Annotated in this window: 23 protein-coding genes; 13 read left to right on the top strand and 10 right to left on the bottom strand. The window is 66.6% G+C overall.

Annotated features, from left to right (window positions below):
• Positions 1 to 8: 8 nt before the first annotated feature.
• From arsC to ACZK5G_RS14690, 3 genes are all read right to left on the bottom strand, one after another.
• Positions 9 to 350, bottom strand: a complete 342-nt coding sequence (arsC, locus tag ACZK5G_RS14700) for an arsenate reductase (glutaredoxin) (protein ID WP_478463904.1) — start codon at positions 348 to 350, stop codon at positions 9 to 11.
• On the bottom strand, positions 350 to 1510 hold the full coding sequence (locus tag ACZK5G_RS14695; protein ID WP_241888039.1) for a phospholipase A: 1161 nt from the start codon (positions 1508 to 1510) through the stop codon (positions 350 to 352). The genes arsC and ACZK5G_RS14695 overlap by 1 nt, the downstream gene beginning before the upstream one ends.
• Positions 1511 to 1629: 119 nt before the next feature.
• Positions 1630 to 2115, bottom strand: coding sequence for a DUF456 domain-containing protein (locus tag ACZK5G_RS14690; protein WP_049398758.1), 486 nt, complete (start codon positions 2113 to 2115; stop codon positions 1630 to 1632).
• Positions 2116 to 2351: 236 nt separating this feature from the next.
• Between ACZK5G_RS14690 and ACZK5G_RS14685 the strand changes: the two genes are divergently transcribed.
• Entirely contained in the window at positions 2352 to 2561 is a 210-nt protein-coding gene (locus ACZK5G_RS14685) for a cold-shock protein (RefSeq protein ID WP_005410290.1), read from the top strand.
• 71 nt (positions 2562 to 2632) lie between these two features.
• On the opposite strand, the gene ACZK5G_RS14680 is transcribed toward ACZK5G_RS14685, so the two are convergent.
• Together ACZK5G_RS14680 and ACZK5G_RS14675 are read right to left on the bottom strand one after the other, a co-directional pair.
• Positions 2633 to 3127: a glycine zipper 2TM domain-containing protein gene (locus tag ACZK5G_RS14680; RefSeq protein ID WP_010486804.1), complete on the bottom strand. Its 495-nt coding sequence runs from the start codon at positions 3125 to 3127 to the stop codon at positions 2633 to 2635.
• A gap of 136 nt (positions 3128 to 3263) precedes the next feature.
• Positions 3264 to 3698, bottom strand: coding sequence for a cytochrome c (locus ACZK5G_RS14675; protein ID WP_049398757.1), 435 nt, complete (start codon positions 3696 to 3698; stop codon positions 3264 to 3266).
• Between the two features lie 80 nt (positions 3699 to 3778).
• Here ACZK5G_RS14675 and ACZK5G_RS14670 point away from each other — a divergent pair, with 80 nt between their 5' ends.
• Positions 3779 to 4606: a tRNA threonylcarbamoyladenosine dehydratase gene (locus tag ACZK5G_RS14670; RefSeq protein ID WP_107433047.1), complete on the top strand. Its 828-nt coding sequence runs from the start codon at positions 3779 to 3781 to the stop codon at positions 4604 to 4606.
• Positions 4607 to 4678: 72 nt separating this feature from the next.
• Here the strand turns inward: ACZK5G_RS14670 and ACZK5G_RS14665 are convergent, their stop codons facing one another.
• On the bottom strand, positions 4679 to 5458 hold the full coding sequence (locus tag ACZK5G_RS14665; RefSeq protein WP_478463903.1) for a TatD family hydrolase: 780 nt from the start codon (positions 5456 to 5458) through the stop codon (positions 4679 to 4681).
• Positions 5455 to 5670, bottom strand: coding sequence for a DUF6116 family protein (locus tag ACZK5G_RS14660; protein ID WP_040007412.1), 216 nt, complete (start codon positions 5668 to 5670; stop codon positions 5455 to 5457). Before ACZK5G_RS14660 ends, ACZK5G_RS14665 begins: the two co-directional genes overlap by 4 nt.
• Before the next feature lie 163 nt (positions 5671 to 5833).
• Here ACZK5G_RS14660 and ACZK5G_RS14655 point away from each other — a divergent pair, with 163 nt between their 5' ends.
• The 11 genes from ACZK5G_RS14655 to ACZK5G_RS14605 all read left to right on the top strand — a co-directional run bounded on the left by ACZK5G_RS14655 (position 5834) and on the right by ACZK5G_RS14605 (position 19388).
• Positions 5834 to 6679, top strand: coding sequence for a glycine zipper 2TM domain-containing protein (locus ACZK5G_RS14655; RefSeq protein WP_478463901.1), 846 nt, complete (start codon positions 5834 to 5836; stop codon positions 6677 to 6679).
• A gap of 126 nt (positions 6680 to 6805) precedes the next feature.
• Complete coding sequence (locus tag ACZK5G_RS14650) at positions 6806 to 7348, top strand: GNAT family N-acetyltransferase (protein WP_097049296.1); 543 nt, start codon at positions 6806 to 6808, stop codon at positions 7346 to 7348.
• 175 nt (positions 7349 to 7523) lie between these two features.
• The gene (locus tag ACZK5G_RS14645) at positions 7524 to 8180 is read left to right on the top strand and encodes a glutathione S-transferase family protein (protein WP_094001026.1); all 657 of its coding nucleotides are present in this window, start codon (positions 7524 to 7526) and stop codon (positions 8178 to 8180) included.
• Positions 8181 to 8258: 78 nt separating this feature from the next.
• The gene (locus tag ACZK5G_RS14640) at positions 8259 to 10538 is read left to right on the top strand and encodes a thiamine pyrophosphate-dependent enzyme (protein ID WP_478463899.1); all 2280 of its coding nucleotides are present in this window, start codon (positions 8259 to 8261) and stop codon (positions 10536 to 10538) included.
• A gap of 3 nt (positions 10539 to 10541) precedes the next feature.
• A complete protein-coding gene (gene asnB / locus ACZK5G_RS14635; RefSeq protein ID WP_154264005.1) occupies positions 10542 to 12485 on the top strand; it encodes an asparagine synthase (glutamine-hydrolyzing) in 1944 nt (647 codons plus the stop codon).
• Between the two features lie 66 nt (positions 12486 to 12551).
• Positions 12552 to 13112: an NADPH-dependent FMN reductase gene (locus ACZK5G_RS14630; RefSeq protein ID WP_478463898.1), complete on the top strand. Its 561-nt coding sequence runs from the start codon at positions 12552 to 12554 to the stop codon at positions 13110 to 13112.
• A gap of 212 nt (positions 13113 to 13324) precedes the next feature.
• Positions 13325 to 14755 (top strand): replicative DNA helicase, encoded by a 1431-nt coding sequence (locus ACZK5G_RS14625; RefSeq protein ID WP_049398749.1) that lies wholly within the window; start codon positions 13325 to 13327, stop codon positions 14753 to 14755.
• Between the two features lie 173 nt (positions 14756 to 14928).
• Positions 14929 to 17172 (top strand): TonB-dependent receptor family protein, encoded by a 2244-nt coding sequence (locus ACZK5G_RS14620; protein WP_478463896.1) that lies wholly within the window; start codon positions 14929 to 14931, stop codon positions 17170 to 17172.
• Positions 17172 to 18761 (top strand): alkaline phosphatase D family protein, encoded by a 1590-nt coding sequence (locus ACZK5G_RS14615; protein WP_478463895.1) that lies wholly within the window; start codon positions 17172 to 17174, stop codon positions 18759 to 18761. The genes ACZK5G_RS14620 and ACZK5G_RS14615 overlap by 1 nt, the downstream gene beginning before the upstream one ends.
• A 169-nt stretch (positions 18762 to 18930) precedes the next feature.
• Positions 18931 to 19143, top strand: a complete 213-nt coding sequence (locus ACZK5G_RS14610; protein WP_010486834.1) for a hypothetical protein — start codon at positions 18931 to 18933, stop codon at positions 19141 to 19143.
• A complete protein-coding gene (locus tag ACZK5G_RS14605) occupies positions 19140 to 19388 on the top strand; it encodes a hypothetical protein (RefSeq protein ID WP_478463893.1) in 249 nt (82 codons plus the stop codon). Before ACZK5G_RS14610 ends, ACZK5G_RS14605 begins: the two co-directional genes overlap by 4 nt.
• A gap of 146 nt (positions 19389 to 19534) precedes the next feature.
• Here ACZK5G_RS14605 and lpdA read toward each other — a convergent pair whose 3' ends face one another.
• The 3 genes from lpdA to ACZK5G_RS14590 all read right to left on the bottom strand — a co-directional run bounded on the left by lpdA (position 19535) and on the right by ACZK5G_RS14590 (position 25106).
• Complete coding sequence (gene lpdA, locus ACZK5G_RS14600; protein ID WP_008264626.1) at positions 19535 to 20971, bottom strand: dihydrolipoyl dehydrogenase; 1437 nt, start codon at positions 20969 to 20971, stop codon at positions 19535 to 19537.
• Between the two features lie 63 nt (positions 20972 to 21034).
• Entirely contained in the window at positions 21035 to 22234 is a 1200-nt protein-coding gene (sucB, locus tag ACZK5G_RS14595) for a dihydrolipoyllysine-residue succinyltransferase (RefSeq protein ID WP_189720887.1), read from the bottom strand.
• 40 nt (positions 22235 to 22274) lie between these two features.
• Positions 22275 to 25106: a 2-oxoglutarate dehydrogenase E1 component gene (locus ACZK5G_RS14590; protein WP_032129626.1), complete on the bottom strand. Its 2832-nt coding sequence runs from the start codon at positions 25104 to 25106 to the stop codon at positions 22275 to 22277.
• Between the last annotated feature and the right edge of the window lie 66 nt (positions 25107 to 25172).

The raw sequence follows: 25172 nt of genomic DNA, 5'->3' as shown, positions 1-25172 counted from the left end.
CTTTTCCGTTACAGGATCTCCAGCACCGTTTCCGGTGGACGGCACAGCCGGGTGCCCTTGGGCGTGCGCACCACGGGGCGGTTGATCAGGCGCGGGTGTGCGGCCATCGCGGCCAGCAGCGTGGCCTCGTCCGCATCTTCCAGGCCCAGTTCGGTGAACTGTGCTTCCTTGCTGCGCACCAGCGCCTGCGCGTCCAGGCCGGATTCGGCCAGCACCTGGCGCAGTGTGGTCACATCGGGTGGATTGCCCAGGTACTCGATCACCTCCGGATCGAAGCCCGCATCGCGGATCAGCTTCAATGCGCTACGCGAGTTGCTGCAGGCCGGGTTGTGCCAGATCGTCACGTCCATCAGAACCACTCCAGCAGCGACACGCCCACGCCCACGTAGGTGGCCTTGTGGTTGTAGTCGATCAGGCTCTCGCCATAGCCGTCGAAGACCTGCACATGGCCGCGCAGCAGGTTGCTGATCGGGAAGCCGTAATCCAGCTGCAGGGCGCCGTGCGAACGGCTGCCGGTGCGCAGCGAGTGGCGCGCCATCAACGAGACTTCGTGGCCGTTGCGGTTCCAGGTCAGGGTCGCATCACCGCGGCCCATGTAGTCCTCGATGTCCGGATTGTTGTCGTCGCTGCGGGTCTCGGGAATGCGGTACCACGGCCGCAGCACCAGCGCCCAGTTCTCGCGGTCGAGGCCGATGTTGAGCATGACCCGGTTCCAGCTGCGCGACAGCGGATCGGCGCGGCCGTTGGACTGGTGGTTCAGTGCGATGCCGGTCATGCGGCCGCGCCAGCCACCGATCGAGTAGCCGTTGCGGAACACCATCATCACTTCCGGCTCGTAATTGGTTTCGCGGAACGGGCGCGAATCCTCGCCGTTGTAGGCCTGCCAGCGCGAGCTCTGGGTATAGCCGGCCCAGATGTCGCCGTTGTCGCCGAACAGGTTCTCGGCGATCTTGGTCTTGAAGCTGATCTGGAACTTCAGTTCGGCGCTGTCCAGCACCTGCGGCGTGGTGACCGTGTTGGCCGGGTTCGGCGAATGCGGCGTGGTGTTGCGGTCGCTGGTCCAGAACGCCGGCAGCAGGTACACCGGCTTGTAGGCACGCAGCTGGAATGGGCCGAGCTTGGAGTCCTCGGCCAGTTCCCAGCGGCTGTCCAGCAGCGAACCGCGGCCGGCATTGGCCAGCGCGCTGTCCGGCGCAGCGGGGCGGAACAGGTCGCTGACCCGCTCGCGCAGTTTCTCTTCGCCCTGGCTCACGCGTGCGGTCTGGCGTTCTTCGCGACGGGCCTGCGCGGCCGCCTCGGCAGCGGCATCGGCGGCGGCCGTGGCCTGCGGCGTATGCGCGAACAGGCGGTCATAGCAGGCCAGGCGCGCCGCGTCAGTGGTGATGGCGGCACACGCCGCCGGCGAGGTATCGGTGCTGGGCACGAATTCCTGCGCGGCCAATGGGGCACTGGCCAGCGCCAGCGCCAGCGCCAGCGGCGCAAGGCGGGGAAGCAGCGGGGGGAGGGTCATTCCAGCAGGCCCTTCGGTGAATACGGGAATCGCACAGTGTGGCGGCTGTACCGCATCGCGGCCAGCCCCCACGGTTTATGCACGGCCACCGCGTGCGCGCGGCGTGAAGACGGTGCGGGTTACAGGAACCAGGCGAAGGCGAACAGGCCCAGCATCGCGATCACCACCGCCAGCTTCAACGCCAGGCCGAGCAGGATGCCGAGCCAGGTGGCCAGACCCACCTTGGTCGAGCGGCCCAGTTCACGGGTGTGCCAGTACTCGCCGGCCAAGGCGCCGATCAGGGGCCCGGCAAAGAGACCGATCGGCATGAAGAACAGCCCGACGATGCTGCCGACGAACGTGCCCCACAGCGCCTTGCGGCTGGCACCGACCCGCTGCGCACCCACCACTGTGGCCAGCACGTCCACCAGCAGCGAGAGCAGGGTCAGTACGCCCAGCGCGACCAGGGTCGGCCAGCCGACGTGGGCGAAGCCGTCGGCCCATGCCGCCAGCAGCAGTCCGATGAACACCAGCGGGATGCCGGGGAGGGCCGGAAGGATGATTCCGGCGATGCCGACGAGGACAAAAATGACCGCTAGCAGATATAAGATGAATGAGAGTCCCATGCTGTCCCGTATGGTGGTCGTTTTGGGGTTGACAGTGAAAGATTTTGCCAGTTGCTTTTTCGTTTTGGGCGGGTTAAGTTGCAGTCGCTGAGCTTGGCAAGGTCACCGTGGATCGTGGCCTGATGAAGCAAGATCTTCCCGATCCGCTGCATCGATGCACCTCGCTTCCCCCTTGCTTGTCAGCCGCCCACCAGGCGTTTCCTACAACAAGAGAGAGTCACCAGGGAGTTAGTGAGATGTCTGATCGCGAGACCGGTACCGTCAAGTGGTTCAACGATGCAAAGGGCTTCGGCTTCATCAGCCGTGAAAACGGCGAAGACGTGTTCGTGCACTTCCGTGCCATCCAGACCCAGGGCTTCAAGAGCCTGAAGGAAGGCCAGAAGGTCACCTTCACCGTCGTGCAGGGCCAGAAGGGCCTGCAGGCCGACGCCGTTCAGCCGACCTGATCGCGCTGCATACCGTCAAATGAAAAGGCCCGCGCAAGCGGGCCTTTTCTTTGCCGTCGGCCCGATGCAGGTCAGCGCAGGATGACCTTGCCGTTGACCACGCGCACGTAGGTGTTCTCGCGGATGCCGCCGAGGTCGCGCTGGTTGACCACGATGGTGCGGCCATCGTCCATGCGCACGCTGATGTCGTAGGTATCGCTGGTCACGTTCTTCTGGATCTGGTTGCCGGCCAGTGCGCCACCGACCGCGCCTGCAGCGGCGGCGATGTTCTTGTTGCCGCGGCTGCCGCCGGTGTGGTCGGAGATCTCGTGGCCGGCCACGGCGCCGACGATGCCGCCCAGGATCGCGCCGGTCGCGCTGGGCGCGGTACGGCCGGACTGCACGGTGTTGATGCGGGTCACGATGCCGCAGTCGGCGCAGCGGCCCTGGTTGTAGCCACCATTGTTGCCGTAGCCGCCATTGTTGTAGCCGTTGTTGTAACCACCACCGCCGTAGCCGGGCGAGGTGGCACAGCCAGCCAGGGCAAGGGTAGCGATGGCGCTGGCGGCGATGAGCTGGATCTTCATGGGGCGTCTCCTGGCCGTGAAGGCGGGTGTCTGGGGTGGTACTGCGTCATGCAGCAGGGTGGACGAATCGTCCCCTTTTGAACGTGAACAAGGCGCCAACCGCGCAGGCCTTGTCCGGCTGCAGGATGAATGCGGCTCAGCGGAAGTCCTGGTGGCAGGCGCGGCAGTCGGCCTGCACCGTTTCCACCACCCGGGCCAGGGCCGTGCAGTCGCTGGGCGGCGCCGCCAGAGCGGCGTTGAGGTTGCCGCGCAGCTGGCTGGCATGCTGCTGGAACTGCGCGCTGTCCTTCAGCCCGGGAAAGGCCAGGTCCAGGTCGTTGGACAGCAGGCGCATCGCCTGCAACCGCGGCACGCTGTCGGCCAGGCTGCAGCGGTTCTGCTGCTGGGCCTGCTGCAGCAGCTGTGATTGCCGTTGCATCACCTGCATCAGGCTGTCCGGGAACGGATCGCGGCGGGCCTGCAGGGCGCGGCCGACCATCACCGTGGCGATCAGGCCGATCAACAGGCCCAGGCCGAGCACGAACAGATAGCGGTAGGCGGTGGACGGGCGGCGGGGCGGGCTGGCGTTCATGGCGGGCTCTCCGGACGTGCAACGGTGGGTTCGATGCCGGCGCGCTGCAGGCGCTGGCGCCTGCACGTTAAAATAGCCGGATGAACGAACAGGTCAAACAACGCTTCGCCGGCATCGAACGGCTGTATGGCGTGGGCGCACTTGAGCGCCTGCAGAGCAGCCGCGTGGCGGTGGTGGGCATGGGGGGCGTTGGCTCGTGGGTGGTGGAGGCATTGGCCCGTTCGGCGGTCGGTCACCTGACCCTGATCGATGCCGATGACATCTGCGTGTCCAACACCAACCGGCAACTGCCGGCGATGGAAGGCAACTACGGCCGCAACAAAGCCGAGGCGATGGCCGAACGCTGCCGCGCGATCAACCCGGACATCGAGGTCGATGCCGTACAGGCGTTCCTGACGGTGTCGAACATGGCCGAACTGCTCGACCGTGGCTTTGATCTGGTGATCGATGCCTGCGACAGCTTCCGGGTCAAGGTCGAGACGATTGCCTGGTGCCGCCGCCGCAAGCTGCCGCTGCTGACCGTGGGTGCCGCCGGTGGCCGCACCGATCCCACCCTGGTGCGCATCCGCGATGTCTCGCGCACCGAGCACGACGCCATGCTGGCGTTGATCCGCAAGAAGCTGCGCAGCGAGTTCAACTTCCCGAAGAATGCCAAGCGCTACTTCGGCGTGCCGGCGGTGTATTCGCTGGAGAATGTGAAGTACCCGCAGGCCGATGGCAGCGTCTGTGGCATCCGCCCGAACCTGGGCGCTGATGCGGCATTGAAGCTGGACTGCGGCGCGGGCCTGGGTGCGGCGACCCACATCACCGGTGCGTTCGCGTTCGCGGCGGTCGGCAAGGCGCTTGAAATGCTGCTGGAGCCGAAGAAGGTGAAGGCCGAAGTGGTCGAGGATCACGCTGACGCGTGATCGGTAGCGCCGGCCGCTGGCCGGCAACCCGGAATGATTGAATCAGCGCAGATGCCGGCCAGCGGCCGGCACCTACCGTTGCATTGCGGGCAGCGCGAACAGCCGCCGCGCGTTCTCCGTCGTGGCCTGGGCCACCGCGTCCAGCTCCATCCCGCGTAGCGCCGCCACGTGGCGGGCGATGATCGCCAGCCGTGCCGGTTCGTTGCGCTGGCCGCGGATGCCGGCATCAGGCTGGTCCGGCGCATCGGTCTCCAGCAGCAGCTGCTCCAGCGGCATCTGACGGACCAGTCGCTGCAGGCGCTGCGCGCGATCGTAGGTCAGCGGGCCGCCCAGGCCCAGCAGGAAACCCTGCCTGTGCAGCTGCGCGGCCTGTTCCGGGCTGCCGGAAAAGCTGTGCACCACGCCGCGCAGGCCACCGATGCGGCGGATCGCGGCAATCACCGCGTCCACCGCGCGCCGCGCATGCACGATCACCGGAAGATCGAACTCGCGGGCCAGCTCCAGCTGGCCAATGAAATAGGCCTGCTGCGCCTCGGCATCCAGCCCCTCAACGAAGAAATCCAGGCCGCATTCGCCGATCGCGCAGGGGCGTTCGCGTTCGATCCACTCGCGCAGCAGCGGCAGGTGCCCGGGCTGGTGCTCGGCCAGGAACATCGGGTGCAGGCCGTAGGCCGGGTACAGCCCCGGCGCCTGCCGGCAGACCTCGCGCAGCGTTGGCCAGCTGGCGGCGGTCACCGCGGGCACGACCTGCTGGCGCACGCCCGCGGCCTGCGCACGATCGATCACCGCAGCGCGGTCATCGTCGAAGGCGCTGGCGTCCAGATGGCAGTGGCTGTCGACCAGCAGGCTCAACGCTGTTCCAGCGGCGGCGGCGGGGTGGCGTTGCGGCTTTTCCAGTTGGCCAGCAGCAGCGTGCCGAAGCCCAGTACCAGCTCATCGACGAACGGGATCGGGTCGGGAATGAACAAGGTCAGCACGAACAGGCCGGCCGTGAGCTTGAACAGGGTGGGGTAGCGCAGCCGGCGCGCCCATTGCAGTACCGGCAGCAGCATCGCGTTGGCCATGGCGGGAATCCTCGTGGGTAACATGCAAACGCTACCACGGGCCCAGCATTTCCCGATGCTGAATGGGTTACAGCAATGAGCAGGAAATGTGGAGATTCCGTTCAGGCAGCCCATGCTGCAATCTGGCCCGAGAACGTTGCGGATGGTCCGCAAGGAGCAGGTCATGAAAAGCACAACTACAACTGTCCTGGTCGCAGCGGGCGCGCTGCTGGTCGGTGGCATCGCCACCGCCGCCTTCATGAAGAGTGGCGACACGTCGCCCGATTCCATCAGCGCCGGAACCCCCAATGCCGAATCGCGCCTGGCCGATGGCAATGCCATTGACGACGGTGCGCGTGGTGACAAGCTAGACCCGTCGGCGCCGCGCGGCCTGGAGTACGCCGACGTGCTGAAGGTCGACCCGATCACCGAGAAGCAGAAGGCCTATGCCACCGTGATCGGTACCGATCCGGTCCGCGAGACCTCCACCACCCAGACCCCGCATGAGGTCTGCCAGGACGTGACGGTGCAGGAGCGCCTGCCGGAGCGTGACGGCAATGTCGGCGGCACCGTGGTCGGTGCTGTGGTGGGTGGCCTGCTGGGCAACCAGGTCGGCGGCGGCAATGGCAAGAAGGCCGCGACTGCAGCCGGCGCGGTGGCCGGTGGCTTCATCGGCAACCAGATCGACAAGCGCCATGTGGGGGGCCGCGTGGTCAACCGCACCGAGCGCCAGTGCCACACCGAGACCGCGACCTCCGAGTCGAGCCGCGTCACCGGCTACAACGTGACCTACCGCAACGAGGACGGCACCACCGGCACCATGCGCATGGCCAGCAAGCCGGGTAACCGCATCGCCATGGGCAATACCGATGTGGTCAAGGGTTACAACGTGACCTACCGCTACGATGGCGCCGAGAAGACCGTGCGCATGGACAACAAGCCGGCCAGCGATCGCCTGCCGGTGGTCGACGGCCAGCTGGTCACGCAGACCGCTGCTGCCGGTGCCACCGCGGCTGGCACGCGCCAGTAATCCAGACGCAGCATGCAGTACCTGACGGGCCGGCTTATGCCGGCCCGTTTCGTTGCAGCCCGCGAAATTCATCCGCGCGGGGCGCGAATCCACCATCATGGACGCTTCCTTCGACATGGAGCCGGCATGAGCATCTTCGACCTGCGCATCGAAACCGAGCGCCTGATCCTGCGCCCGCTGTTGCGCGAGGACTACGAACCGTATCTCGCGTTCTGCGCCGACGAGGAAACGATGCGCACCCTCGGTGGCGTGCAGCCGCCGTCGGTGGCCTGGCGCGGCTTCTGCAGCCTGGCGGGCGCCTGGCAGCTGTTCGGCTTCTCGATGTTCAGTGTGATCGAGAAGTCCAGCGGTGACTGGATCGGGCGGATGGGGCCCTGGCAACCGCAGGACTGGCCCGGTACCGAGGTCGGCTGGGGCATCCGCCATGCTAGCTGGGGCCGGGGCTATGCGCCGGAAGCCGCAGTCGCCGCGATCGACTGGGCATTCGACACGCTCGGATGGGACGAGGTGATTCATACCATCGCCGAGAACAACGACAACTCGCGGGCGGTCGCGCGCAAGCTCGGCAGCACGCTGCTGCGGATGGGGGAGTTGCCAGCGCCGTACAACGACAAGCCGATGCAGATCTGGGGCCAGTCGCGCGATCAGTGGCGGCAGCGCGCGCGCTGAGCCTTGCCCGGTAGTGCCGGCCGCTGGCCGGCAACCGTGTTGCGGCAGATTCGCGCGATTGCCGGCCAGCGGCCGGCACTACCGTGTTGCCATGCTGCACCCGCGCTTGGCATTCACAGACGCGCTTGCCAGACTGCACGCAGCCGGCCGCCGGCCGGATGTGATGGAGCAGGCAATGGTGGAAGAGCGCGTCCCGCTGACGGTGCATGGCATGTCGGTCTCGGGCAATTGCCACAAGGTCCGCCTGCTGCTGGAGCAGCTCGGCAGCCGCTACCGCTGGGTGGAAGTGGACAGTGCCCACGGCCAGACCCACACCCCCGAATTCCTGGCGCTCAACCCGAATGCCAAGGTGCCGCTGATCGTCCGCGACGATGGCCGCGTGTTGACCGAATCCAACGCGATCCTGTTCTGGCTGGCCGAGGGCACGCCGTACCTGCCTAGCGACGGCTGGGAGCGCGCGCAGGCGTTGAGCTGGATGTTCTTCGAGCAGTACACGCACGAGCCCTGCGTGGCAGTGGCGCGCTTCATCCGTGGCTGGACCCCAGCTGATTCACCGCGCCGCGCCGAACTGCCACGCCTGCACGAGCGCGCCGCCACCGCGCTGGCAGTAATGGAGCAACATCTGCGCGAAGCGCAGTGGTTCACCGGCAGCGGATATGGCATCGCCGATATCGCGCTGTTCGCCTACACCGACGTCGCAGGCGAGGGTGGTATCAGCCTGCAGCCATTCCCGGAAGTGCGTGGCTGGCTGCAGCGCGTGCGTGAACAACCGCGCTTCCTGCCGATGCCGGCGGTGACTGCCGAAGTGCGCTCGCGATTCGAGGCTGCGTGACTCTCACCAGGGTGACCCCCACAGGGTAGCGCCTGGCCAACGCCGGGCGGAATGCAACAACGACACGGAGGGTGTTCGATGTTCGCTGTGGTTCCAGATCCGATTCCCGCACGCATGCGCGTGCTCAACCGCGCCGAAGTGTGCGACGTCAACTTCCTCGATGCGGTGCGTGGCTGGCGCGGCACCCCGCGTCCGCGCCCGGCACCGGATGCGCCGATCCTGCCGGGCAGCACGCTCACTGCCGCAGCGTTTGGCGAGCTGTTCGATTCGCAGCTGGCCAGCCGCCAGCTGGACCTGATGGCACGCGTGCTGCGCGTGCAGAACAAGGTCTTCTACACCATTGGTTCCTCCGGCCATGAAGGCAACGCGCTGCTGGCGCGGGCCTGCCGGCATACCGATCCAGCCTTCCTGCACTATCGCTCTGGTGCCTTCATGGCCGAGCGTTCGCGCCAGGTGCCGGGCGTCGATCCGCTGCGCGATGCCGCACTGTCTTTCGCCGCCAGCGCCGATGACCCGGCCAGCGGGGGCCGCCACAAGGTGTGGGGCAGCAAACCGTTGTGGGTGCTGCCGCAGACCTCGACCATCGCGTCGCACCTGCCGAAAGCGTTGGGCACCGCGCTGGCCATCGAGAGCGGCAAGCGCCTGGGGCAGCCGTTGCCGATCCTGGCCGACAGCATCGTGCTGTGCTCGTTCGGCGACGCCTCGGCCAACCATGCCACCGCGCAGACCGCGTTCAACACCGCGATGTGGTCGGCCTACCAGAAGCTGCCGGCGCCGATCCTGTTCGTCTGCGAGGACAACGGCCTGGGCATCTCGGTGAAGACGCCGGAAGGCTGGATTGCCGAGCGCTTCAGCCGCCAGCCGGGGCTCGACTATTTCTTCGCTGATGGTCTCGACCTGGCCACCGGGCACGCCCAGGTGCAGGCGGCGGTGGAGCACTGCCGGCGCACGCGGCGGCCCACCTTCCTGCATCTGCGCACCACCCGCCTGATGGGCCACGCCGGCACCGATTTCGAGGTGGAATGGCGCGCGCTGCCGGAGCTGTGCGCGGCCGAGGCGCAGGATCCGCTGCTGCGCTCGGCGCAGATCGCGATGGAGTCGGGCTGGATGGATGCGGCCACCATCGAGGTCGCCTACGAAACGATGCGCGCGCGCTGCATGGCCGCGGCGGCGGATGCCGAAGGCCGCCCGACGCTGCAGTCGCTACAGGAGGTGATGGCGCCGCTGGCACCGTACACGCCGGCGGCGGTGCAGGCCGAAGCGCGGCGCGAGGTGCCCGCCGATGCGCGCGAAGCGCTGTATGGCGGTGCGGAGGCCCTGCCCGAGCGGCAGGCACCTCGGCACCTCGCCATCCAGATCAACCATGGGCTGCAGGAACTGCTGGCGAAGTATCCGCAGAGCCTGCTGTTCGGCGAGGACGTCGCGCAGAAGGGCGGTGTCTATACCGTCACCAAGGATCTGCTGCGCCGCTTCGGCCCACGCCGGGTGTTCAACACCCTGCTGGACGAAACCATGATCCTGGGCATGGCGCAGGGCCTGGCCAACATGGGCATGCTGCCGATTCCGGAGATCCAGTATCTGGCCTACCTGCACAACGCCATCGACCAGGTGCGCGGTGAAGCGTGCTCGCTGCAGTTCTTCTCCAATGACCAGTACCGCAACCCGATGCTGGTGCGGGTGGCCGGGCTGGGCTACCAGAAGGGCTTCGGTGGCCACTTCCACAACGACAATTCGATCACCGCGCTGCGCGACATTCCCGGCCTGGTGGTCGGTTGCCCGTCGCGCGGCGACGATGCGGTGATGATGCTGCGCACGTTGGCCGCGCTGGCGCGGGTGGACGGGCGGGTGGCGGTGTTCCTGGAGCCGATCGCGCTGTACATGAGCAAGGACCTGCATGCGCCGGGCGATGGCCAGTGGCTGTTCGACTACCCCGCCCAGGGCCAGGCGCTGGTGCCGGGCGAAGGGCGGGTCTATGTGCCGGAGGCAGGCGACCTGGTGGTCTACACCTATGGCAACGGCGTGCCGATGGCGCTGCGCGCGGCGCGGGCAATCGAGCAGCAGCTGGGCTGGCAGGTGCGGGTGGTCGACCTGCGCTGGCTGGTGCCGCTGGATGCCGGCTTCATCGCCAGTCAGGCGGCCAGTGCGCGGCGGGTGCTGGTGCTGGACGAGGGCCGCCATAGTGGCGGGGTGGGCGAGGGCGTGGTCACCGCCCTGGTCGAGGCCGGCTTCGGCCACCTGCCATTGCGCCGGGTCTGCGGTGCCGATACCTATACGCCGCTGGCGGGGGCAGCAATGTTCGGGCTTCCAAGCGACAATGCGGTGATTGGCGCCGCCCTTGAACTGGCGCAGGAACCTTGATGCATGTGTGGATTGGCGGGAATGTTGTTGCCGGCGCCGGTGGCGTCGGCCGAGGTGCTGCAGGCGCAGGTCCTGGCCATGGGCGAGGCGCTGCACCACCGCGGGCCGGATGATGGCGGCAGCTGGGTCGATGCCGGGGCCGGCATCGCGCTGGCGCACCGTCGGCTGAGCATTCTCGACCTGTCGCCGCTGGGCCACCAGCCGATGGCCTCGTCTGATGGCCGCTACGTGATGGCTTACAACGGCGAGGTCTACAACTTCGCCGCCCTTCGTGCCGAACTGGAGCCGCTGGGACACGCCTTCCGTGGGCACTCCGACACCGAGGTGCTGCTGGCAGCGATTCTGCAATGGGGCATGGAAGACACCCTGCAGCGCTGCAACGGCATGTTCGCCATTGCGCTGTGGGACCGCCAGGAGCAGTGCCTGTGGCTGGCCCGCGACCGTGTCGGCAAGAAGCCGCTGTACTACGGCTGGGCCGGCGACACGCTGGTGTTCGGTTCGGAACTGAAGGCGCTGTGGCAGCACCCGGCCTTCGACAACGACATCGACCGTGACGCCCTGACCCTGCTGCTGCGGCTGGATTACATTCCGGCGCCGCACAGCATCCACCAGCGCTGCTACAAATTGATGCCGGGCCGCGTGCTGCGCCTGGATGCGGAGGCCGTAGCGGCGGGTGCGGCCGCGCACCGGCCGGAACAGGCGCAGCGCCCGTACTGGGATGCGCGTGCGCGCATGCAGGCGGCGCTGGCTGCGCCGTTCCAGGGCCGCATCGAGGAAGCCGAGGAGCAGCTGGACGGGCTGCTGCGTGACGCGGTGGCGCTGCGCATGGTGGCCGACGTGCCGGTGGGCGTGTTCCTGTCCGGCGGCACCGATTCGTCGCTGGTGGCCGCGCTGATGCAGGCACAAAGTGGCCAGCCGGTGCACAGCTTCAGCATCGGGTTCACCGGTTCGGGCCACGACGAGGCGCCGCTGGCCAAGGAACTGGCCGCGCATCTGGGCTGCGACCACACTGAACTCTACGTCAGCGGTGCCGATGCGTTGGCGGTGGTGCCGCAGTTGCCGGCGATGTTCGACGAACCCTTCGCCGATGCCTCGCAGGTGCCGACCGCGCTGGTCGCCCGCCTGGCGCGGCAGGGCGTGACCGTGGCGCTGTCCGGCGATGGTGGCGACGAGCTGTTCTTCGGCTATACCCGCTATGTACGCGCGCTGCGCAACTGGCAGATGCTGGGCCGTGTGCCGGGGCCGCTGCGGCGCTGGATGGGCGCGCGCTCCCAGCAGCAGGGCGAGGCCTCGCGTACCGGCGGCCTGGCCGCGCTGTTGGCAGAATCCGGCGCGCGTGGCATCGGTGACGTGTACCGCAACCGCATCTCGCGCTGGCGCGACCCGGCGGCGGCAGTGCCGGGGGCGCAGGCCGCGGGCAGCTTCTACGACCTGGCCGACCCGTTGCACGGTGCCGGCACACCGGCCGATGCGATGATGCTGGCTGATTACGTGACCTACCTGCCGGATGACCTGCTGTGCAAGGTCGACCGCACCTCGATGGCGGTCAGCCTGGAAGCCCGCGCACCGCTGTTGGATTCTCGCGTGGCCGAGTTCGCCTGGTCGCTGCCGCTGGGCTTCAAGCGCAGTGAAACCACCAGCAAGGTGCTGCTCAAGCGCGTGCTGGGCCGTTATGTGCCGCAGTCGATGGTGCACCGGCCCAAGCGTGGCTTCGGCGCGCCGGTCAGTGACTGGCTGAAGGGCGACCTGCGGCCGTGGGCCGAAGACCTGCTGCAGCCCGCGCGGCTGGAGCAGGAGGGCGTGCTGTCGGCGGCCGCGGTACAGCCGCTGTGGCAGCAGTTCCTCGGCGGCCAACGCAAGTGGCATACCCATCTGTGGAACGTGCTGATGTTCCAGGCCTGGCAGGCGCATTGGCGGCAGGTGCGCGCGGGCGTGACCGGCGGCTGATCTTCACCGGCATGCAAGGGCCCGGCGACTAGGCTGGGCCTCCCGCACCGTGAGGAGTATGTCCCGATGTCCGTCCCCACCATCGCCGTGTTCGTCGGCAGCCTGCGCAAGGATTCCTGCAACCGCAAACTGGCCCATGCGCTGGAGAAGATTGCCGGCGACCGTGCGCGCTTCCAGTACGTTCAGATCGGTGATCTGCCGCTGTACGACCAGGACTTCGATGGCCACTATCCGGCGCAGGGTACCCGGCTGAAGGACCAGGTCCGTGCCGCCGATGCGGTGCTGTTCGTGACCCCGGAATACAACCGGTCGGTGCCGGGCGTGCTGAAGAACGCCATCGATATCGGCTCGCGCCCCTACGGTGACAGCGCGTTTGCCGGCAAACCGGCGGCGGTGATCGGCGCCTCCATCGGCCAGATCGGCACCGCCGTGGCCCAGCAGCACCTGCGCAACAGCCTGGCCTTCCTGGACATGCACGTGCTCGGCCAGCCCGAGGCGTTCATTCATTTCAAGGACGGCCTGATCGATGCCGATGGCACGGTCCACAATGGAGGCACGCAGAAATTCCTGCAGGGCTACGTGGACCGGTTCCTGGCGCTGATCGCGGTTCACGTCAAGGGCGATTGACGCCAGCGGTTGCCAGCCCCATCTGCGATAATGTCCGCTCGGGTGCCGCAATGGCGCCCGTCGCAGGCAGTGCGACGCCCCCACGCCAGTCTGGCCAGGCACCGGCGGATATCCCCCGTTTCTCCACGGCTTATCCACAGGCTTGTCCATGGCCGCCGGGGTCGGCGCATGCCTACACTCGTCCGGCCCACTTTCGCAGGAAACACCGCAGCATGTCCGCTCGCCCCGGCTTCCGTTCCAACCGCAGAGAGCGCGGTGAAGGCTTCGATCGCGATCGCGACGAGTCGCGCATCGACCAGTTGCGGGTACCGCCCCATTCGGTGGAAGCCGAGCAGGCGGTGCTGGGTGGCCTGATGCTGGCCCCGGAGGCCTATGACCGGGTCAATGACCAGCTGACCGAAGGCGATTTCTACCGCCGCGACCACCAGATGATCTATCGCGCGATCCGTGAGCTGTCCGAGCGCGAGCGGCCGTTCGATGCGGTGACCCTGGGCGAGTGGTTCGAATCGCAGGGCAAGATGGAACTGGTGGGCGATGGTGCCTACCTGATCGAACTGGCCAGTACCACGCCGTCGGCGGCCAACATCGTGGCCTACGCCGAGATCGTGCGTGACAAGGCGGTGCTGCGGCAGCTGATCCAGGTGGGTACCGACATCGTCAACGACGGCTTCCAGCCCGAGGGACGCGAGAGCAGCGAGCTGCTGGCCTCGGCGGAAAAGAGCGTGTTCGCCATCGCCGAACAGGGCGCACGCGGCCGTACCGATTTCGTGGCGATGCCCGGTGCATTGAAGGATGCCTTCGAAGAGCTGCGCAGCCGCTTCGAGAACGGCGGCAACATCACCGGCCTGCCGACCGGCTACAACGATTTCGATGCGATGACCTCCGGCCTGCAGCCGACCGACCTGATCATCCTTGCCGCGCGCCCGGCCATGGGCAAGACCACCTTCGCACTGAACATCGCCGAGTACGCGGCGATCAAGTCGAAGAAGGGCGTGGCGGTGTTCTCGATGGAAATGTCGGCATCGCAGCTGGCGATGCGCCTGATTTCCTCCAACGGCCGCATCAACGCACAGCGCCTGCGTACCGGCCAGCTGGAAGACGAGGACTGGAGCCGCGTCACCAGCGCGATCAAGATGCTGAAGGAAACCAAGATCTTCATCGACGACACGCCTGGCGTGTCGCCGGAAGTGCTGCGTTCCAAGTGCCGCCGCCTCAAGCGCGAGCATGATCTGGGCCTGGTGGTGATCGACTACCTGCAGCTGATGAGCGTGCCGGGCAACAGCGAAAACCGCGCGACCGAAATCTCGGAGATCTCGCGTTCGCTGAAGGGCCTGGCCAAGGAACTGCACGTGCCGGTGATCGCGTTGTCGCAGCTCAACCGCTCGCTGGAAACGCGTACCGACAAGCGCCCGGTGATGGCCGATCTTCGCGAATCGGGCGCAATCGAGCAGGATGCGGACATGATCGTCTTCATCTACCGCGACGATTACTACAACAAGGAAAATTCGCCGGACAAGGGCCTGGCCGAGATCATCATCGGCAAGCACCGTGGTGGCCCGACCGGGTCGTGCAAGCTGAAGTTCTTCGGCGAGTACACCCGCTTCGACAACCTGGCCCACGACTCGGTCGGTTCATTCGAATAGCCGTAGTGCCGGCCGCTGGCCGGCAACCACCCCACGGCCGGCAAACCATTCGAAACGCCGAACGTCCGTATGTGGCGTGTAAATGACATGTAACGCGACGCTTTTACGATTCCGCCGCTGCTGCCCTTCGACGCCGCCCTTCGGCGTCCAGCGTGCCCAAGGAATCCGCCCCCATGCCGTCCCACGCTCCGCTTCGCCGCAATCTGCTGGCCCTGCTGGTCTGTGCTTCGCTGCCGTCGCTGGCTGTCGCTGAAACCGCCCCCGCCACCGACGCGCAGTCGGCCACCACCCTTGACTCGATCTCGGTGATCGGCCGCGGTGAAGCGCGCCAGGTGCAGCGCGTGACCGCCGAGGACATGAAGGTGCTGCCGCCGGGTGCCAATCCGCTGAAGCTGCTTGCGACCAAGCCGGGCGTGCATTTCGAATCGGCCGATGCCACCGGCGCCTACGAATGGTCCACCACCATCAGCCTGCGTGGCTTCAACCAGAACCGCCTGGGCTACACCCTTGATGGCATCCCGCTGGGCAACATGGCCTATGGCAACAGCAACGGCCTGCACATCAGCCGCGCGGTGATCAGCGAGAACCTGGGCGGTGCGGAGGTCTCCACCGGCATCGGCGCACTGGGTACGCCGTCCACCAGCAACCTCGGCGGCGTGTTCCAGTTCTACTCGATCGATCCGTCCACCGAGTATGGGGTCGTGCTGGCACAGAGCTTTGGTAGTGACAGCGCACGCCGCAGCTATGCACGCCTCGATACCGGCGAGCACCAGGGCTTTGCCGCCTACCTGTCCGGCGTGTATTCGGAAGGTGACAAGTGGAAGGGCAAGGGCTCGCAGGAGCTGAAGCAGTTCAACGGCAAGGCCACCTACAACTTCGGAACGGACAGCAGGATCACCGCGCTGTTCAACGCCTCGCGCCGGGTCGAGGCCGATTACCAGGATCTGTCGCTGGAAATGATCGATCGCCTCGGCTGGGACTGGGACAACTACGCGCCGGACTGGGATCGCGCCGTCGCCGCTGCACGCGGCAGATTCAGCGGCGGCGTCAACAGCCCGTGGGATGCGTACTACTCCGGTCACGGCCTGCGCAATGATGACCTGTCCAGCATTGCCGGCGATTTCGGCCTGAACGAGTCGATGCGCTTGAAGGTCAATGTCTACAACCACAGCAACCGTGGCCAGGGCCACTGGTTCAGCCCGTCCAATCCGTCCAACCCGGGCACCAGCCGCGAGATCCCGATCTCGATCCGCACCACCGAGTACGCGATCGACCGTACCGGCGTGACCTCGGCGTTCACCTGGAACGTCGGTGGCCACGAACTGGAAGCGGGCCTCTGGTACGAGGACAACGGCCACAGCGTGCAGCGCAACTTCTACTACATCGACGGCCCGATCACCGACGACTTCTTCCTGCGCAACCCGGACCAGCGCGTGTGGCACCAGCGCTACACCACCATCACCCGCCAGTTCTACGTGCAGGACCGCTTCCGCCTGTTCGATGACCGCCTGACCATCGACATCGGCGCGAAGTCGCCGCATACCCGCACCAGCGTGCGCACGCCGCTGGGCAGCTATGCCAACAACAGCAGCCTGACCTCGAAGAAGGGCCTGCTGCCGCAGGCCGGCTTCAACTTCAAGCTCAACGAAGGCAACGAGATCTTCGGTTCGTTCGCCAAGAACATCGCCGCCTATGCGCTGGGCGTGGGCAGCCCGTTCAATGTGCCGCAGGCCGCCTTCGATGCCAGCGCGAAGAACCTGAAGCCGGAACAGTCGCGCACCATCGAGCTGGGTTGGCGTGGCTACGGCCGCGGCTATGAAGCCTCGGTGGCGGTGTACGACGTCAAGTTCGACAACCGCCTGCTGGCCATCGCGCAGTGCGTGGGCATCCTCGGTTGCCCGGCACTGTTCTCCAACGTTGGTTCTGTGACCAGCCGCGGCGCCGAGGCGACCCTGCAGCTGAAGCCGATGCAGGACCTGACCTGGTCCAATGCGCTGTCCTGGAATGACAGCACCTACGACAACGACTACGTGAACAACGGCGTGGTGCCGACCCGCGGCAAGACGACCGTCGACACCCCGGAATGGATGTTCGCCAGCACCCTGGCGTGGACCCCGGGCCCGTGGGACCTGCGCCTGGCCGCCAACCATGTTGGCAAGCGCTATGTGACCTATACCAACGATGTGTCGGTGCCGAGCTACTGGCTGGTCAACGCCTCGGCGGCCTATGACTTCGGCAAGCTCGGCCCGGCGCAGAACCTGACCGTAGCGCTGAACCTGACCAACCTGACCGACAAGCGCTACCTGTCCTCGATCAACACCAACGGTACCTACGCCGCTGACCCGACCCGCAGCCTGGCGACCATGCAGGTCGGCGCGCCGCGCCAGGTGATGGCCACCGCTACCGTGCGCTTCTGATGCGCGGGCCTGTCGATCCTGAAAGCCGTCGTCGCCTGCTGCGCATGGCGTGGCAGGGCACGGGGGCGGCGATCGCGCTGGCGGCGATGCCGGGGCTGGCCACGGCCGGCCCACGGCCGCGGCTGGGGCGCGATCCGTTCACCCTCGGTGTCGCCGCCGGTGATCCGGATCCACAGGGGGCCGTATTGTGGACGCGGCTGGCACCGGACCCGCTCAATGGCGGCGGCATGCCGTCGCGGGCGGTGCCGGTGCGCTGGTTCGTGGCCGAGGACCCGGGCATGCGCCTGCTGGTGCAGCGGGGGACTGCGGCCGCGGTGCCCGAGCTGGCGCATTCGGTGCACGTGGAGGTCAACGGCCTGCGCCCAGGCCGCGACTACTACTACCGTTTCGCCTGCGACGGCGATGAGGAAAGCGCGGTCGGCCACTTCCGCACCGCGCCGCCGCTGGACACGCAACTGCAGCAGCTTCGGTTGGCCCTGTGCACCTGCCAGGCCTGGAACAGCGGCTACTACCCGGTCCTGCGCGATATCGCGCAGAGCGATGTCGACCTGGTGCTGCATGCCGGGGACTACCTGTACGAATACAGCCCGCTGCAGAACGCGCGTGGTCGTGCGCTGGATGCGCAACGCTTCAGTGGCGAGACCGTCAGCCTGGAGCGCTACCGTGACCAGTACGCGCTGTACAAGCTCGATCCGGATCTGCAGGCCGCGCATGCCGCACACGCGTTCGCGGTGATCTGGGACGACCATGAAGTACAGAATGATTACTCCGGCATCCACCCGGAAAAACCCGGCGTATCAACGGAGGACTTCATCATCCGCCGCGCCGCCGCCTACCGCGCGTTCTACGAGCATCTGCCGATGCGCAGCACACCTGCGGGCAACGGCGGCCTGCGCGTGCATCGGCGCCTGCGTTACGGCGATCTGGCACAGCTGACCCTGCTCGATTGCCGCCAGTTCCGCCCGGCCAATCCCTGTGGCGTGGGCGAGTCGCCGCGCTGTGATGCTGCACTGGATCCGCGCATGAGCATGCTCGGCACGGGCCAGGAGGCGTGGTTCGCGCAGTCGATGGCGGCCGCGCAGGGCACGCGCTGGAACGTGGTGGTGCAGCAGTTGCTGATGGCGCAGCTGCGGCTGGACGGTGGCACGCCACGCGAGCGCTTCTGGAATGACGCCTGGGATGGCTATCCCGCCGCACGTAACCGGCTGCTGCAGGCGATGCAGGCAGGCGGGCAGGGCAATGCCATCGTGCTGGGCGGCGACTGGCATTCCACCTTCGTCAACGACCTGAAGCTGGATTTCGACGCGGCCAGTGCGCCGGTCGTGGCCACCGAATTCATCGCCCCGGCGATCAGCAGTGGCGGCGACGACACGCCATACGGGCCGTACTACGGGCCGTCGATACCGCAGAACCCGCATATCCGTTACTTCGACGGTGACCGCCGTGGCTGGTGGAAGCTGCAGCTGAACCGGCAGACCGTGGACGCGGAACTACGCTTCGCCGACAGCGTGCTGCGTGCGGACGCTGCGGTGCGCACCGCGGCGCGTTTCCAGGTGACCCACGGCCGCCCGGGCGCGGTCCCGGTGTAAATCCCTGCGGTAGTGCCGGCCGCTGGCCGGCAATCTCCTGAATCTCCGGTTTCCCCACAATCGGTTTCATCGCCCCCAGCCCGGGTTTCGTCGCAAACCGTTTGCGGGCGGCCAGGGCGGGGCGCCAAGGTGTCCGCAGGCGGCAGGGTGCCGCCACAAGGAGACCGTGATGAAGACCTTGTTCGCGCTCGGTGTGTGGTGCCTGCTGTTCGTGCTGTGCTGGCCGCTGGCGATCCTCGCCCTGATCGCTTGGCCGTTCGTGTGGCTGCTGAGTCTGCCGTTCCGCCTGGTCGGCATCACCTTCTCGGCCCTGTTCGCCTTCCTGCGCGCGCTGTTCATGCTGCCGGCGCGCCTGCTCGGTGGCCGGGCGGTGGCTGCATGAGGACGGTGCTGCTGATGGGTCTGGTCCTGCATGCGGGGCCGGTACTGGCCACACCTCCAGCGCCACCCTCGGTGTGGCTGGAACGCCAGCAGACCGCCGCGGCTGATGAGGCGAACGCTGCAGCGGTCTCCGTGCAGAAAGCCAAGGAGCGCTGCAGGGTCGCGAAGGAATGGAAGGTCGGCGAGACGGTGGTGCAGCACCGGGTCTGTGAGGATCCACCAAAGAAGCCGGCTGGAAAGGTGTAGCGCCGAGCCGATGCTCGGCTCTTTTCCCGGGATAGCCGAGCGTGGGCTCGGCTCTACATCATCAGCGCAATCAAAAAAACCCGCCGAGGCGGGGTTTTTTGATTGCTGGAGTGTGCCGGCCAGCGGCCGGCACTACCAGCGAACGATCAGTTCGCCTTGTGGATGGCGCGCTTGCTGACCGCCATCGCGGCGTCGTGGATCACTTCCGACAGCGACGGGTGGGCGTGGCAGATGCGGGCCAGGTCATCGGCCGAGCCGCTGAACTCCATGGTCAGCACACCTTCGTGCACCAGCTCGGAGACGTTGGCGCCGACCAGATGCATGCCGAGGATGCGGTCGGTTTCGGCATGGGCCAGGATCTTCACGAATCCTGCCGGCTCGATCATCGCCACGGCACGGCCGTTGGCGGCGAACGGGAAGCTGCCGGCCTTGTACGGAATGCCTTCGGCCTTCAGCTGTGCTTCGGTCTTGCCGACCCATGCCAGCTCCGGCTCGGTGTAGATGACCCACGGGATGGTGTCGAAGTTGACGTGGCCCGGCAGGCCGGCGATCAGCTCAGCCACCGCGATGCCTTCCTCGAAGCCCTTGTGTGCCAGCATCGGGCCGCGCACGCAGTCGCCGACCGCCCACACGCCGTTGACGCCGGTGTGGCAGTGCGCGTCGACTTCGATCTGGCCGCGCTCGTTGATCTTGACGCCGGTGCCTTCGGCCAGCAGGCCCTTGGTGGCGGCGCGACGGCCAACGGCCACCAGCAGCTTGTCCACGGTCAGGGTCTTTTCGCCTTCGCTGTCGGTGTAGGTGACAACGACTTCCTTCTTCTTGCCCTTGCCGGTGATCTCGGTCTTGGAGACCTTGGCGCCGAGGCGGATGTCCAGGCCCTGCTTCTTGAATTCCTTGGCAGCGGTCTTGGCCACTTCGGCGTCGGCCACGGCCAGGAACTCCGGCAGTGCTTCCAGGATGGTGACTTCAGCGCCCAGGCGCTTCCACACGCTGCCCAGTTCCAGGCCGATCACGCCGGCGCCGATCACGGCCAGGCGGTTCGGCACTTCGGTGAAGTCCAGGCCGCCGACGTTGTCGACGATGGTCTCGCCGTCGAACTTGGCGAACGGCAGTTCGATCGAATCCGAACCGGCGGCGATGATGACGTTGGTGCCCTTCAGCTCGACGATGGAACCGTCATGCTGGGTGACCTTGACCACGTTGCCCGGCTGCAGTTCGCCGAAGCCGTAGTAGGCGGCGACCTTGTTGGCCTTGAACAGCATGCCGATGCCGCCGGTGAACTGCTTGACGATCTTGTCCTTGCGGCCAACCATCGCCTCGACGTCGATCTTGGCATCCTTGAAGCTGATGCCGTGGTCGCCAAAGATGTGGCCCATGTTCCAGAACTGGCGCGAGGAATCCAGCAGCGCCTTGGACGGGATGCAGCCCACGCGCAGGCAGGTGCCGCCCAGCGCCGGCTTGCCGTCCTTGCCCAGCGCTGCGTCGATGCAGGCGGTCTTCAGGCCCAGCTGGGCCGCGCGGATGGCAGCGTGGTAACCGGCCGGGCCGGCACCGATGACGACGACGTCGAATTGTTCAGCCATTGAATTATTCCTTGATGCATTACCAGAACCCCTCCGCGCAGGCGCGGAGGGGCGGGAGGTGTCTTACAGGCCGAACAGCATGCGGCCCGGGTTTTCCAGCTGGTTCTTGATGTCCACCAGGAACTGCACCGAGTCCTTGCCGTCGATGATGCGGTGGTCGTACGACAGCGCCAGGTACATCATCGGCGCGATCACGACCTGGCCGTTCTGGGCGATCGGACGCTCCTTGATGGCATGCATGCCCAGGATGGCGCTCTGCGGCGGGTTGATGATCGGGGTCGACAGCAGCGAACCGAAGGTGCCGCCGTTGGTCACGGTGAAGGTGCCGCCCTGCAGTTCTTCCAGGCTCAGCTTGCCGTCACGCGCCTTCTTGGCGTAGTCGGCGATGGTCTTCTCGATGTCGGCGAACGACATGCGCTCGACGTTGCGCAGCACCGGCGTGACCAGGCCCTTCTCGGTCGACACGGCGATCGAGATGTCCGAGTAGCCGTGGTAGATGATGTCGTCGCCGTCGATCGAGGCGTTGACCAGCGGGAAGCGCTGCAGGGCATTGGCCGCGGCCTTCACGAAGAAGCTCATGAAGCCCAGCTTGATGCCGTGGGCCTTGACGAACTCGTCCTGCAGTTCCTTGCGCGCCGCCGACACCTTGGACAGGTCGACTTCGTTGAAGGTGGTCAGCATGGCGGTGGAGTTCTTCGACTCCATCAGGCGCTCGGCGATGCGCTTGCGGATGCGGGTCATCGGCACGCGCTCTTCCGGACGTGCGCCACCGGCCTTGCCGGCGCCGCCGTTGCGGGCGAAGTTGACGATGTCTTCCTTGGTCACCGCGCCGCGACGGCCGGTGCCGTCGACGTCGGCCGGGTTCACGCCTTCGGTGATGGCGGTGAAGCGGGCGCCCGGCGGCAGGGTGTCGGCGGCCGACTTGGCAGCCGGGGCCGGAGCAGCAGCGGCGGCCGGAGCGGCAGCGGCCGGAGCGGCCTCGGCCTTCTTCTCTTCAGCGGCCGGAGCCGGGGCAGCAGCGACGGCGCCTTCCTCGATGATCGCCACGACCTGGCTGGAGGTCACGGTCGAGCCTTCGGCGTACTTGATTTCCTTGAGCACGCCGTCGACCGGCGACGGCACTTCCAGGACGACCTTGTCGGTTTCCAGGTCAAGCAGGTTTTCGTCGCGCTTGACGGCGTCGCCCACCTTCTTGTGCCAGGTGGCGATGGTGCCGTCGGCGACGGATTCGGGCAGTACCGGGGCTTTGACTTCGGTGGCCATTGCGGGAGCTTCCTGGTTTGTCTTCTAAATAGGGGGAGGATTATTCAGCGAACGTGTCGTTGAACGGGTTGACCAGTGCATCGGCGACCAGCTGCTGCTGTTCGCGGACGTGGTCAGCCATGTGACCGGCAGCCGGCGAAGCCGAACGTGCGCGACCGGCGTAGTGCAGGTTCTGGCCATCGGCCAGGCAGAACTGCAGGTGGTGGCGGATCTGATACCACGCACCCTGGTTCTGCGGTTCTTCCTGCGTCCACACCACGTCGGTGGCCTTGCCGTACTTCTTCAGTTCGGCAGCCAGCAGCGCACGCGGGAACGGGTACAGCTGCTCCACGCGGATGATCGCCACGTCGTCCTGGCCACGCTTGGTCTGGTCTTCCAGCAGGTCGTAGTAGACCTTGCCCGAGCACAGCACCACGCGCTTGACCTTCTTGGCGTCCGCGTTGGCGTCGCCGATCAGGTGCTGGAACTCGCCGTTGGCCAGTTCGTCCAGGGTCGACACGGCCAGCTTGTGGCGCAGCAGCGACTTCGGCGACATCACCACCAGCGGCTTGCGGGTGGTCAGGTGCTGCTGGCGACGCAGCATGTGGAAGGCCTGCGCCGGGGTCGACGGCACCACCACCAGCATGTTCTCCAGTGCGCACAGCTGCAGGAAGCGCTCCAGGCGCGCCGAGCTGTGTTCCGGGCCTTGCCCTTCATAGCCATGCGGCAGCAGCAGAGTCAGGCCGGAGATGCGGCCCCACTTGGCTTCACCGGCGGCGATGAACTGGTCGATGACGACCTGGGCACCGTTGGCGAAGTCGCCGAACTGGCCTTCCCAGATGCACAGCGTGTTCGGATCGGTGGTGGAGAAGCCGTACTCGTAGGCCATCACCGCTTCTTCGCTCAGCAGCGAATCGATGACGGTGGCCTTCTCCGGCGAATCCACCAGCTGCCGCAGCGGCATGTAGTAGTTGTCGGTCTTCTGGTCGTGCAGGATCGCGTGGCGGTGCGTGAACGTACCGCGACCCACGTCCTGGCCGACCAGGCGCAGGGCACTGCCTTCGTCGAGCAGGGTGGCGTACGCCAGGTTCTCGGCAAAGCCCCAGTCGCCCGGGATCTCGCCAGCGGCCATCTTGCGGCGGTCGTCGTAGACCTTGGCCACGCGCGAGTGCAGCTGCACTTCGTCCGGAATGGTGTTGATCAGCTTGGCCAGCTCGACCAGCTTGTTCTTCTCGACCTTGGTCGAGATCGGGTCGGACAGCTTGCCTTCCAGCAGCTTCGGCCAATCGACGAACAGCGGGCTGGTCGGCGGGGTCTTCTCGACCTTGGCCAGCTCGGTGGTCACTTCACCGGCATCCAGCTTCTCGCGGTAAGCATCGACCATCGCCTTGCCGGCACCGGCGGCGATCACGCCCGCCTTTTCCAGCTGCTCGGCGTACATCTCGCGGGTGGTGGCGTGCTTGCGGATCACCTGGTACATCAGCGGCTGGGTGATCGCCGGTTCGTCGGCCTCGTTGTGGCCCCAGCGGCGGTAGCACATCAGGTCGATGACCACGTCCTTGGCGAACTTCTGGCGGAACTCGAAGGCCAGCTGCGCGGCGAACACAACGGCTTCCGGATCATCGCCGTTCACGTGCAGCACCGGGGCGGCGATCATCTTCGCCACGTCGGTGGCATAGCGCGTGGAACGCGTATCCAGCGGGTTGGAGGTGGTGAAGCCGACCTGGTTGTTGACCACGATGTGCACGGTGCCGCCGACGGCGAAGCCGCGGGCCTGCGACATCTGGAACAGTTCCATGACCACGCCCTGGCCGGAGAAGGCCGCGTCGCCGTGGATCAGGATCGGCATGACCTGCTTGCGCGCGGTGTCCTTGCGGCGCTCCTGGCGCGAACGCACGGAACCGGCCACGACCGGGTCGGCGATTTCCAGGTGCGACGGGTTGAACGCCAGCGCCAGGTGCACCGGGCCGCCATCGGTGGCGACGTCGGCGGAGAAGCCCATGTGGTACTTCACGTCACCGGCCGAGGCGTGCTCGTCGTGCTCGAACTTGCCTTCGAATTCGTCGAACAGCTTGCGCGGGTTCTTGCCCAGGGTGTTGACCAGCACGTTCAGGCGGCCGCGGTGGGCCATGCCGATCACCACGTCCTTGACGCCATCCTTGCCGGCGCTGCGGATGATGGTGTCCATCATCGGGATCAGCGAGTCGCCGCCTTCCAGCGAGAAGCGCTTCTGGCCGACGTACTTGGTGTGCAGGTAGCGCTCCAGGCCTTCAGCCGCGGTCAGGCGCTCCAGGGTGCGGCGCTGGGTATCAGCGTCCAGCTGGTAGTTGCCACCGGCCAGTTCCAGCTTCTTGTAGATCCACTGGCGCTGCTCGACCTCGGAGATGTGCATGAACTCCGCACCGATCGAGCCGGTGTAGGTCGCCTTCAGGCGTGCCAGCAGGTCGCGCAGCTTCATGCGCGGCTGGCCACCGACGCCGCCGGTGCTGAACTCGCTGTTGAGGTCGCCATCGGACAGGCTGTGGAACGGCAGGCCCAGGTCCGGGGTGTTGACCGGTGCGGCCAGGCCCAGCGGATCGAGGCGGGCGTCCAGGTGGCCGCGCGAACGGTAGGCAGTGATCAGACGACCGACATTGCGCTCGCGCTCGTCGCCTGCACCGTTGCCGGTACCGGCCTTCAGCGCATCCTTGGCCGCGTCCGCAATGTGGGAGATGACGGCCGAGTGCGGAATGTCACCTGCTTCACGGCCCTTGAAGCCGTCGAAGTAGGTTTTCCATTTGGGATCGACACTATCCGGGGAGACCAGGTACTGCTCGTACAGGTCCTCGACATAGGAGGCGTTGCCGCCGGCGAGTTGCGAAGATTGCGCAAACTGCTTCAGTTGATTGTCCACGATGGAGGGTGTTGATTCGCTTTGTGGGGTATGGCTTCAGAAGGACCCGGCAGGAAGATGAATAGC

It is taken from the genome of Stenotrophomonas sp. 62841_Sma, from assembly GCF_056482945.1.
Note: the sequence above shows the minus strand (reverse complement) of the source record. Positions and strands in the feature narration are given on the sequence as shown.

Excerpts from the sequence above, each read along its gene's own strand:
- ACZK5G_RS14655 (WP_478463901.1), top strand. The coding sequence starts at position 5,834 with ATGAAAAGCACAACTACAACTGTCCTGGTCGCAGCGGGCGCGCTGCTG.
- sucB (WP_189720887.1), bottom strand. The coding sequence starts at position 22,234 with ATGGCCACCGAAGTCAAAGCCCCGGTACTGCCCGAATCCGTCGCCGAC.
- ACZK5G_RS14605 (WP_478463893.1), top strand. The coding sequence starts at position 19,140 with ATGAGGACGGTGCTGCTGATGGGTCTGGTCCTGCATGCGGGGCCGGTA.
- arsC (WP_478463904.1), bottom strand. The coding sequence starts at position 350 with ATGGACGTGACGATCTGGCACAACCCGGCCTGCAGCAACTCGCGTAGC.
- ACZK5G_RS14660 (WP_040007412.1), bottom strand. The coding sequence starts at position 5,670 with ATGGCCAACGCGATGCTGCTGCCGGTACTGCAATGGGCGCGCCGGCTG.
- ACZK5G_RS14610 (WP_010486834.1), top strand. The coding sequence starts at position 18,931 with ATGAAGACCTTGTTCGCGCTCGGTGTGTGGTGCCTGCTGTTCGTGCTG.
- ACZK5G_RS14630 (WP_478463898.1), top strand. The coding sequence starts at position 12,552 with ATGTCCGTCCCCACCATCGCCGTGTTCGTCGGCAGCCTGCGCAAGGAT.
- ACZK5G_RS14640 (WP_478463899.1), top strand. The coding sequence starts at position 8,259 with ATGTTCGCTGTGGTTCCAGATCCGATTCCCGCACGCATGCGCGTGCTC.
- ACZK5G_RS14690 (WP_049398758.1), bottom strand. The coding sequence starts at position 2,115 with ATGGGACTCTCATTCATCTTATATCTGCTAGCGGTCATTTTTGTCCTC.
- ACZK5G_RS14615 (WP_478463895.1), top strand. The coding sequence starts at position 17,172 with ATGCGCGGGCCTGTCGATCCTGAAAGCCGTCGTCGCCTGCTGCGCATG.
- lpdA (WP_008264626.1), bottom strand. The coding sequence starts at position 20,971 with ATGGCTGAACAATTCGACGTCGTCGTCATCGGTGCCGGCCCGGCCGGT.
- ACZK5G_RS14625 (WP_049398749.1), top strand. The coding sequence starts at position 13,325 with ATGTCCGCTCGCCCCGGCTTCCGTTCCAACCGCAGAGAGCGCGGTGAA.
- asnB (WP_154264005.1), top strand. The coding sequence starts at position 10,542 with ATGTGTGGATTGGCGGGAATGTTGTTGCCGGCGCCGGTGGCGTCGGCC.
- ACZK5G_RS14620 (WP_478463896.1), top strand. The coding sequence starts at position 14,929 with ATGCCGTCCCACGCTCCGCTTCGCCGCAATCTGCTGGCCCTGCTGGTC.
- ACZK5G_RS14645 (WP_094001026.1), top strand. The coding sequence starts at position 7,524 with ATGGTGGAAGAGCGCGTCCCGCTGACGGTGCATGGCATGTCGGTCTCG.
- ACZK5G_RS14670 (WP_107433047.1), top strand. The coding sequence starts at position 3,779 with ATGAACGAACAGGTCAAACAACGCTTCGCCGGCATCGAACGGCTGTAT.
- ACZK5G_RS14675 (WP_049398757.1), bottom strand. The coding sequence starts at position 3,698 with ATGAACGCCAGCCCGCCCCGCCGCCCGTCCACCGCCTACCGCTATCTG.
- ACZK5G_RS14695 (WP_241888039.1), bottom strand. The coding sequence starts at position 1,510 with ATGACCCTCCCCCCGCTGCTTCCCCGCCTTGCGCCGCTGGCGCTGGCG.
- ACZK5G_RS14685 (WP_005410290.1), top strand. The coding sequence starts at position 2,352 with ATGTCTGATCGCGAGACCGGTACCGTCAAGTGGTTCAACGATGCAAAG.
- ACZK5G_RS14650 (WP_097049296.1), top strand. The coding sequence starts at position 6,806 with ATGAGCATCTTCGACCTGCGCATCGAAACCGAGCGCCTGATCCTGCGC.
- ACZK5G_RS14680 (WP_010486804.1), bottom strand. The coding sequence starts at position 3,127 with ATGAAGATCCAGCTCATCGCCGCCAGCGCCATCGCTACCCTTGCCCTG.